At 70.7% G+C, this 8,879-nt stretch carries 11 protein-coding genes and 1 tRNA gene; 6 read left to right on the forward strand and 6 right to left on the reverse strand.

The genetic code is table 11. The features are described from left to right. Positions 1-2: 2 nt before the first annotated feature. Genes crtI through idi form a run of 4 tightly spaced genes read right to left on the reverse strand, consistent with a single transcriptional unit; the run spans position 3 to position 4,046 of the window. Positions 3-1,568, reverse strand: a complete 1,566-nt coding sequence (gene crtI, locus AC3A46_RS16530) for a phytoene desaturase family protein (protein WP_487666177.1) — start codon at positions 1,566-1,568, stop codon at positions 3-5. Beyond that, complete coding sequence (locus tag AC3A46_RS16535; protein ID WP_487666178.1) at positions 1,565-2,446, reverse strand: phytoene/squalene synthase family protein; 882 nt, start codon at positions 2,444-2,446, stop codon at positions 1,565-1,567. The genes crtI and AC3A46_RS16535 overlap by 4 nt, the downstream gene beginning before the upstream one ends. Beyond that, positions 2,443-3,498 (reverse strand): polyprenyl synthetase family protein, encoded by a 1,056-nt coding sequence (locus tag AC3A46_RS16540; RefSeq protein ID WP_487666179.1) that lies wholly within the window; start codon positions 3,496-3,498, stop codon positions 2,443-2,445. The genes AC3A46_RS16535 and AC3A46_RS16540 overlap by 4 nt, the downstream gene beginning before the upstream one ends. Then, the gene (gene idi, locus AC3A46_RS16545; RefSeq protein WP_487666180.1) at positions 3,495-4,046 is read right to left on the reverse strand and encodes an isopentenyl-diphosphate Delta-isomerase; all 552 of its coding nucleotides are present in this window, start codon (positions 4,044-4,046) and stop codon (positions 3,495-3,497) included. The genes AC3A46_RS16540 and idi overlap by 4 nt, the downstream gene beginning before the upstream one ends. An 81-nt stretch (positions 4,047-4,127) precedes the next feature. Between idi and AC3A46_RS16550 the strand changes: the two genes are divergently transcribed. Further along, positions 4,128-4,601, forward strand: a complete 474-nt coding sequence (locus AC3A46_RS16550; RefSeq protein ID WP_487666181.1) for a MarR family winged helix-turn-helix transcriptional regulator — start codon at positions 4,128-4,130, stop codon at positions 4,599-4,601. 66 nt (positions 4,602-4,667) lie between these two features. On the opposite strand, the gene AC3A46_RS16555 is transcribed toward AC3A46_RS16550, so the two are convergent. After that, positions 4,668-4,741 (reverse strand) — tRNA-Met (locus AC3A46_RS16555). Positions 4,742-4,834: 93 nt separating this feature from the next. On the opposite strand from AC3A46_RS16555, the gene AC3A46_RS16560 reads away from it, so the two are divergent. Together AC3A46_RS16560 and AC3A46_RS16565 are read left to right on the forward strand one after the other, a co-directional pair. Beyond that, entirely contained in the window at positions 4,835-5,347 is a 513-nt protein-coding gene (locus AC3A46_RS16560) for a DUF6328 family protein (RefSeq protein WP_487666182.1), read from the forward strand. 2 nt (positions 5,348-5,349) lie between these two features. Continuing rightward, positions 5,350-6,153 carry a carbon-nitrogen hydrolase family protein gene (locus tag AC3A46_RS16565; RefSeq protein ID WP_487666185.1) on the forward strand — a complete coding sequence of 268 codons (804 nt, stop codon included), beginning with the start codon at positions 5,350-5,352 and terminating at the stop codon, positions 6,151-6,153. A 9-nt stretch (positions 6,154-6,162) separates the two neighbouring features. On the opposite strand, the gene AC3A46_RS16570 is transcribed toward AC3A46_RS16565, so the two are convergent. Continuing rightward, positions 6,163-7,362: an aminotransferase class I/II-fold pyridoxal phosphate-dependent enzyme gene (locus tag AC3A46_RS16570; protein WP_487666183.1), complete on the reverse strand. Its 1,200-nt coding sequence runs from the start codon at positions 7,360-7,362 to the stop codon at positions 6,163-6,165. A gap of 118 nt (positions 7,363-7,480) precedes the next feature. Between AC3A46_RS16570 and AC3A46_RS16575 the strand changes: the two genes are divergently transcribed. The 3 genes from AC3A46_RS16575 (at position 7,481) to AC3A46_RS16585 (ending at position 8,667) form a co-directional block, all read left to right on the forward strand. Beyond that, positions 7,481-7,624, forward strand: a complete 144-nt coding sequence (locus AC3A46_RS16575; RefSeq protein ID WP_487666184.1) for a hypothetical protein — start codon at positions 7,481-7,483, stop codon at positions 7,622-7,624. A gap of 11 nt (positions 7,625-7,635) precedes the next feature. Then, the gene (locus AC3A46_RS16580) at positions 7,636-8,166 is read left to right on the forward strand and encodes an amino-acid N-acetyltransferase (RefSeq protein ID WP_030727070.1); all 531 of its coding nucleotides are present in this window, start codon (positions 7,636-7,638) and stop codon (positions 8,164-8,166) included. A gap of 165 nt (positions 8,167-8,331) precedes the next feature. Beyond that, complete coding sequence (locus AC3A46_RS16585; RefSeq protein ID WP_030009902.1) at positions 8,332-8,667, forward strand: histone-like nucleoid-structuring protein Lsr2; 336 nt, start codon at positions 8,332-8,334, stop codon at positions 8,665-8,667. Positions 8,668-8,879: the final 212 nt, after the last annotated feature.

Genomic DNA, 8,879 nt, shown 5'->3' on the forward strand with positions numbered 1-8,879 from the left:
CGTCACACCCTCGCCGGCTCTGCGAGGGGACCGGGGGAGCGATCCCCTCGCAGACGCTTGACGACGAGTTCGGCCGAGATGAGGCACATCGGCAGCCCGATGCCCGGCAGCGTGGAGGCGCCGACGTACGACAGGCCCTCGACCTTGCGCGACGCGTTTCGGGGGCGGAACACCGCGCTCTGCCCGAGCGTGTGCGCGAGGCCGAGCGCGTTGCCGCGCCAGGCTCCGAAGTCGTCGGCGAAGTCGCCGGGCGCGACCGTGCGGCGCACCACGATGCGCTGCGCCAGGTCGGGGATGCCGCACCACTCGGCGATCTGCGCGATCACCTCGTCGGCCGCAGCCTCGATCGCCGCGTCCCCGGCGCCGTCGATGCCTCCGTGCCCCAGCTGGGGGTCTGCGGGCACGGGGACGAGCACGAAGAGATTCTCGTGCTCCGGCGGCGCCACGCCGGGGTCCGTGGCGCTGGGACGGCAGATGTAGAGCGACGCGGGGGCCGGGATCCGCGGGCGCGCGCCGAAGATGTCGGTGAAGTTCTCGCGCCACTCCCGCGCGAACAGCAGCGTGTGGTGGGCGAGCTCCGGAAGCCGCCCCTCCACGCCCAGCATCACCAGCAGCGCGCCGGGGCTCGGTGTGCGCGAGCGCCACCATTCCTCGGGATACGTCTGCGCGGCGCGGGGGAGGAGCCGGGTCTCGGTGTGGTGAAGGTCGGCGCCCGACACCACGAGGTCGGCGGGCACGCGGTGTCCGCCGGCGAGCTCGACGCCGGTCGCGACCCCGGCCTCCGTGGTGATCGCGGTGACTCGCGCGCCGGTCTCGATCGCGACCCCGGATGCCTCGGCCAGGCGCGCGATCGCCCCCACGAGCTCGGTGAATCCGCCGCGCGGATAGAGTACGCGGTCTCCCAGATCGAGGTGGCTCATGAGGTGATACAGACTCGGCACACCGTACGGCGATCCCCCGAGGAAGACTGCGGGGTACTCGAGGATCTGACGCAGCCGCGGATCGGTGAACCGACGCTCGACATGGCGGGCGAGGCTGCGCGTCAAGAGGGGCGCGAGTCGCGGCATCCGTCGCAGCAGTGCCGGGTCTCGAAGGCCCGCGGTCGTCTCGTACGTGTCGTAGAGGAAGCGTGAGACCGCGAGGTCGTACGCATCGGCCGCGGAGTCGAGGTACGCGTCGAGGCGGGCGCCCGCGCCGGGCTCGACGCCTTCGAAGAGGGCGGTGGCCTCGGCGCGTCCGGAGCGCACGTCGAGCGGAGAGAGGCCCGTCGACGGGTCCGAGTACACGCGGTACGCCGGATCCAGCGGCACGAGATCGAGCTCGCGCTCCGCGGTCGTGCCGAGCAGCCGGAAGAAGTGGTCGAACACCTCGGGCATGAGGTACCAGCTGGGCCCCGTGTCGAAGCGGAAGCCGTCGCGCTCCCACGACCCTGCGCGCCCGCCGAGCTCGTCGCGCGCCTCGAACAGGCTCGTGTCCCACCCTTCGGAGGCCAGCAGCGCCGCCGCGGCGAGTCCGCCGACGCCGCCGCCGATGACGACCGCGCGGCGGGGTCCGTCGACGAGAGTCATGCGCGCACCTCCCGCGGGGCGAAGCCCAGCAGCGCGCGTGCCGCGAGGCGCGCCTTCACGGCGTCGGGCACGCGCACCCGCTCCTCGGATCCGTCGCACGCGCGCAGTCGCACGGCGAGCTCGGCGAAGAGATCGTGCGCGGCGGTCACCGCGCGGCGGCAGTCGGCGGGAAGCGCCGGGATGGCGCTCGCCGCGACGGCCAGATCGCGGTCGATGCGATCGAGCACCGCAGCGCGTTCCCCGTCGGCCGAGGAGAGACCGAGGTAGTCGCGCCCGAGCACGGCCTCGTCGTGGTGGAGATCGCGCATGAAGTTCACGTCCTGGAAGGCGGCGCCGAGACGGCGGGCGCCGTCGACGAGCTCAGGAGAGGGCGTGACCGGATGCTGCGCCCCGGCGTTGACGAACACCTGCAGGCACATCAGTCCGACGACCTCCGCCGAGCCGTACACGTAGGCGTCGTGTGAGGCGGCGTCGTGGCTGCGCGTGCCGAGGTCGGTGCGCATGGACGCGAAGAAGGGACGCACGAGGTCCTCGCCGATGCCGCACTCGCGAGCCGTCCCGGCGAACGCGTGGACCACGAGGTTGGAGCTGAAGCCGCGCGCGATCGCCGAGACCGTCTCGCTCTCGAGCTGGTCGAGGATCTCGCCGGCGACCTCCGGAGGCAGCCCGGCCTCCTCGGCGGGGCCGTCGACGATCTCGTCCGCGATGCGCACCAGCGCGTAGACGTTGCGCACATGCGGTCGCGGTCGCGGCCCGAGCAGCCGGCATGCGAGCCCGAACGACGTCGAGTACCGCGCGATCACGGTTGCCGCAGCATCCGCCGCCGCCTGGTTGTAGAGGGCGAGTCCCGTGGGGGTCGCGGTGCGCACGGTGCTCATGGGATCCGTCCTTCGATGCCGTCGGCGAGGGTGCGCAGGAGTGCGCCGGCGCGGTCGGGGAGTGCGGGGTCGTGCGACGCCGCCCGCACCGCGGTCAACGTCTCTTCGACGAGCTGAACCAGTCGCTGCCGTGCTCCGGTCTCCTCCAGCACGACCTGAGCCTCGCGCACCGCGACGGGTCCGGTCCGCGCGAGGGCCAGCGCCTCGTCGACGCGCGGCGCGGCGCCCGATTCGCGCGCGAACGCGACGAGCGGGGTGCGCTTGTTCTCGCGCAGGTCGGGTCCGGTGTCGCGCCCCGTCTGCGCCGTGGTCCCGAAGGCGCCGATGAGGTCGTCGACGAGCTGGAAGGCGAGCCCGAGGCGCCCGCCTGCCTCGCCGAGCACGCGCAGAGCGTCGCCGTCGGCGCCCCCGAGGAGCGCGCCCGCCTGCAGCGGCGCGCGGAACGTGTACACCGCGGTCTTGTTGAACGCCGTGTCGAGGGTCGAGAGGCGGGACGGATGCCGCCTCGCGACGCTGTTCTCGACGTCGGCGAGTTCGCCCGCCGCCGAGATCAGGACGGCGTCGTCGAGCAGGGTCAGCAGCCGGTCCCGCGTTGCACCGTCGGTGGGAGCCATCGCGACCAGGCGGAAGGCCTCGTGGAGCAGGATGTCGCCCGCCAAGATCGCGGCGGCGTCGCCCACCAGTGCCGCCCCGTCGGGGTCGGCGCCGTCGTCCGCTGCCCGCTGGCGGAACTCGCCGCCGATGTTGGGCACCCCGCGCCGCATCGTGTCGTGGTCGATCACGTCGTCGTGCACCACGAACGCCGTGTGCAGCAGCTCGAAGGCGGCCGCGACGGAGAGGACGGCGGATGTGTCGGCGTCGCCGGCGCGGAACGCGTCGAAGGATGCAGTGACCAGGGCGGGACGCAGACGCTTCCCACCCTGGGCCGCGCGGGTGATCGCTTCGCCCAGGGCGCCGAACGCGGGGCCGAGCTCGGACGCGCGCTCGCGGATGCGCGCGAGCGCCCCGTCGATCGCGATCCGCAGATCGGGGTCGGCTGCCGCGGGGATCATGACGCGCGTCTCTCGCGCGATGGCGTCTCGAACAGGCGGAGCTGCTGGGCCTGGAGCACCAGCCACGGGCTGAACGCCCACGGGGTCGCCTCGAGCGAGACCGCGAGCGCCTCGGGTTCCACCCACTGCGCATCGACGACTTCGAGGGGATTGAGCACGGGCTCGTCGTCGGTGTAGGCGGTATAGACCGGGCACACTTCGTGCTCGACGATGCCGTTGGCATCGGTGGCGCGGTACCGGAACAGGGGGAGGGCGACCGTGAGGTCGGTCAGCGTGAGCCCGAGTTCGAAGTCTGCGTGGCGACGGACCGCCGCGAGCACCGGCTCGGCAGGTCGCGGATGCCCGCAGAACGAGTTCGTCCAGACGCCCGGCCACGTACGCTTCGTGAGGGCCCGACGGGTGATCAGCACCTGGCCGTCGCTGTTGAGCACGTGGCATGAGAACGCGAGATGCAGGGCGGTATCGGGACCGTGCACGCTGGATTTCGGGGCCGTGCCGATGGCGCGGCCGTCATCGTCGAGCAGGACGACATGGTCGGTGTCGGGCATCCCATCATTCCTCTCAGATTGCTAGCTAAGCTAGCAATACCTCTGGTGTGATGCTACAACGGGTCGGAAGGAACTTCCACGATGTCCGAGCGATGGGTGCCGCAGACGGAGCATGAGCACGCGGTGATGCGTGTGCTCACGTCCATCCGTGCCGTCAGCGACGCCATGGAGCGCATGCACAGCGGCATGAAGGGCGACATGGACATGAACGCGTCGGATGTCGCCGCCCTTCGGCTGCTCATCATCCGCGAGCGACAAGGGCGCTCGGTCAGCCCGCGCGACATCGCCCGCCACCTGCGCATCTCGACCGCATCGACCACGAAGCTGCTGGATCGACTCGTGGATTCCGGGCATGTCCATCGCCGGCCGCATCCCAGTGACGGGCGGGGGCGCGTGGTGGTGCTCACGGAGGACGCGCGCAACGCGTTCTTCCGGGTCTTCGGCGACCGGCTGCGGGCGATGCGAACCGTCGCGCTGGACTACGACGAGGCGGAACTCGGCGTGATCGCGCGGTTCCTCGACGATCTCAGCGGTGCGATGGACCCGGAGGATTGAGAGCAACAGCTCGGGGAGACGCAGAAGAGGGCGTCCCTTGCGGAACGCCCTCTTCTGTGTTTTCTGTTGCGGGGACAGGATTTGAACCTGCGACCTCTGGGTTATGAGCCCAGCGAGCTACCGAGCTGCTCCACCCCGCGGCACAAGGAATAGCCTAGCACGGGGTTTGGGGTGGTCGTGACACAGGGGAGGTCCGCTTGCCTCGATCGCGGGCGGCGGGCGAGGATGAACCCATGTCCACCGAGCGCGACACCGACCCTCCAGGCGACCGCGTCGACGGCCGCGACGAGACGCCGGAGGAGCGCGCCGACCGCAACTGGAGCGAGGTGCTGCAAGAGGTGCGCGTCCTGCAGACGGGCACGCAGATCCTCACGGGCTTCCTGCTCGCGCTGGCGTTCCAGCCGGCCTTCGGCGACCTCACCGATTCTCAGAAGTCGTTCTATCTGGGGCTCGTCGTGCTGTCGGCCCTGAGCTCGATCGTCGCCCTCGCTCCGGTGGCCCTCCACCGGGCCCTGTTCCAGCAGCGTGCTAAGGCGGAGGTCGTGCGGTACGGACACCTCGCCCTCGTCACGGCGCTCGGTACCGTCGCCGTGCTCCTCGTCGGTGTGGTGGCCTTCGTGTTCGATGTCGTGGTGGGTGGGCGGGCGTTCTGGTGGGCCCTCATCCCGCTGGGCCTCCTGGTCTGCGCGACGTGGCTGGTCGTGCCCGCGATCCTCCGGGCGCGACGACGGACGAACGGGGCATGACGATGACCGAGACCCTCCCCATCGGGGTGGCGCAGTTCGCGCCGACGGCCGATGCGGCGGTGAACCTCGAGTCCATCGCGCAGCTGGTGGCCACGGCATCCGATCGCGGTGCGCGGGTCGTCGTGTTCCCCGAGTACTCGAGCTACTTCGTCGACCCGTTCGACGAGTCGCTCGCCGCGAACGCCCAAGAGCTGGACGGGCCGTTCGTGCACGCGCTGACGCGGCTCGCCGCGCAGCACGACCTGACGATCGTCGCCGGACTGCTCGAGCGCGCAGGCGACGGCGAACGCGTGCGCAACACCGCGGTCGCGGTCGATGCGACGGGCCTGATCGCGCACTACCGGAAGCTGCACCTGTACGACGCGTTCGGCCAGCGGGAGTCGGACTGGGTCGAACCCGGAGATCTCGCGGAACCGCACACGTTCGAGCTCGGCGGACTCCGGTTCGGTCTCATGACCTGCTACGACCTCCGGTTCCCCGAAGTCGGGCGACTGCTCGTCGACGCCGGGGCCGATGTGTTCCTCGTGCCGGCGGAGTGGGTGCGCGGTCCCCTCAAGGAGCACCACTGGCGCACCCTGCTGCACGCCCGCGCGATCGAGAACACGGTGTTCGTCGCCGCCGCGGACCATCCGCCGCCCCTCGGCGTGGGCAACTCGCTCGTCGTCGACCCGCAGGGCGTGGAGCTCGCCGCCGTCGGCACGTCGACCGACGTCGCGGTCGCACACCTCGACGTCGGCGCGATCGAGCGCGTGCGCCGAGTCAACCCCGCGCTGACGCTCCGGCGATTCGGCGTCGGGCCGCGCTGACGCCGGGGCTCATCCGAGGCGGGTGAGGCGCGATGCGGCATCCTCCAGCACTTCGGCGCGCTTGCAGGCGGCGAAGCGCACAAGAGTGGCGTACTGCTCACGCCGCTCCGGCGTCGCGAACGCGGTGAGGGGGATGGCCACGACCCCGGCGCGCTCGGGGAGGGCGCGGCAGAAGGCCGCGGCATCCGTCGCTCCGAGCGGCGCGGCGTCCACGACGGTGAAATACGAGCCGGCGGGCGTCGACACATCGAATCCGGCGGCCCGCAGCCCCGCGCCGAGCAGGTCGCGCTTGGCACGCAGTGTGCCGGCGATGCCCCGGAAGAACGCATCGTCCAAGCGGAGACCGGTGGCCATCGCGGGCTGGAACGGGCTGCCGTTGACGTAGGTGAGGAACTGCTTGACCGCGAGCACCGCGTCGACGAGCGGGGCGGGACCTGAGATCCAGCCGATCTTCCAGCCCGTCGTCGAGAACGTCTTGCCGCCCGACGAGATCGTCAGCGTGCGCTCGCCGGCGCCGGGGAGCGTGGCGATCGGCACGTGCGGCTCGTCGAAGACGAGGTGCTCGTACACCTCGTCGGTCACGATCACGGCGTCGTGACGCTCGGCGAGGCGCACGACCTCGTCGCGCACATCGGCGCCGAAGACTGCCCCGGTGGGATTGTGCGGATCGTTCACGAGGATGACGCGGGTGCGATCGCTCACGGCCGCGCGCAGCTCGTCGAGGTCGGGCTGGAAGCCGGGCCACCTCAGCGGCACCGTCACGAGGCGCGCGCCGGCGAGGGCGACGACCGCCGCGTACGAGTCGTAGTACGGCTCGAACACCACGACCTCGTCGTCGGGGCCGTCGATGAGGGCGAGAAGCGCGGCGGCGAGCGCCTCGGTCGCGCCCGCCGTCACGAGCACCTCGCGGGCGGGATCCAGGCGCAGTCCGTAGAACCGCTCCTGGTGCTCGGCCACGGCCGAGAGGAGATCCGGGATGCCGCGACCCGGCGGGTACTGGTTGACGCCGTTCGCGATCGCGGAGCGGGCTGCCTCGAGCACCTCGGCCGGGCCGTCCTCGTCGGGGAAGCCCTGCCCGAGATTGATCGCGCCCGTACGCGCCGCAAGGGCCGACATCTCGGCGAAGATGGTGGGGTGGATCGACCCGTCGGAACCGACGAGTCCGGCGCCCGCGGCTGTGCGGCGCCATGCTCCGGGGATCTGTCGCATCGCTTCACCGTAATACCGGGCGGGCTCATCCCTGTTGCATAGCCGAGTCCCATTCGCGACATAAGAAACGCACAGCATCGGTGGGCACAGTGGTGAGTGCTTGGCAGAAGGAGCAACCATGAGCGACATCCAGGGCGAACGCCCGGAAGACCAGACCCCCGCCGTCCCCACGCAGTCGGCCGCGGAGGCCGCCGCAGAACCCACCGCCCCGCCCGTGGCCGAAGGGGAGTCCGACGAGCGCCCGCAGGAGCCGGGGCGATAACGTCCGCAGCCATGGGAGAGTTTTCCACTGCACATGCAGAAACAGTGACGATCCGCCGTGCCCGGACGCGTGATGTTCCCGCGCTGCGCCGCCTCCTCGACCAGTACGTGCAGCAGCGGATCCTGCTCGACAAAGCTCCGGTCGTCCTTTACGAGGACATCCAGGAGTTCTGGGTCGCGGAACGCGAGTCCGACGGTCAGGTCGTCGGCTGCGGGGCTCTCCACGTGATGTGGGAAGACCTTGCCGAAGTGCGCACTCTCGCCGTCGACCGGGGCTTGAAGGGTGCCGGAGTCGGGCATCAGGTGCTGGAGCAGTTGTTGCGTACCGCCCGCACCCTCGGGGTGAGCCGGGTTTTCTGCCTCACCTTCGAAGTCGAGTTCTTCGCGAAGCACGGCTTCGTCGAGATCGGCGAGACCCCGGTCAAGACCGATGTCTACATGGAGCTGCTGCGTTCCTATGACGAGGGTGTCGCCGAGTTCCTCGGTCTCGAACGAGTGAAGCCGAACACCTTGGGCAACAGTCGGATGCTTCTGCACCTCTGATCGATGGCCTCAGCTTTTCCGGTGCTCCGCCTGCCTGTGGCCTATGTCCGAATCGCGTACGTTTCCCGCCCTGTTGCGGTCTCGAACCTCTCCCCGGGGGTTTGTGTTTTCCAGGCAAAAGCGGTTTCCTTTCCGCGTACTGCTTTTCGATGAAAGGAAATCCCGGTGGCACAGAAGGTTCAGGTCCTTCTTGTCGACGACCTCGACGGTGGCGAGGCGGACGAGACGGTGACGTTCGCTCTGGATGGCAAGACCTACGAGATCGACCTCACCACCGCCAACGCTGAAAAGCTCCGCGGTCTGCTCGACCCGTACACCAAGGGCGGTCGCCGCACCGGTGGCCGCGCGTCCACCGGTCGCGCCAAGGGCCGTACGGCCGTGGCGTCCGGCAACCCGGACACCGCGGAGATCCGCGCCTGGGCGAAGTCCCAGGGCCTCAGCGTCAACGACCGCGGTCGCGTACCGCAGGACATCCGCGACGCCTACGAGAACCGGGGCTGACCCGTCAGGGACTGACCCGGCCGGCCCGCGAGGGAGGCCCGGCCACGGCGCTCCGCAAGGGCGTCCGGCGCCGGAGTCGCGCGCGGTGGCATTCCGTCGCCGCCGCGGAGACCAGGCGCACGAGATCGGGACCGGCGCCCCGCCCGGGCCCGGCACCCTGTCCGGGACCGGACAGGGCAGGCAGAAGTGCCTCGCACCCCAGCTCGGGGGGC

This window comes from Microbacterium sp. Soil_C_42, assembly GCF_057656735.1.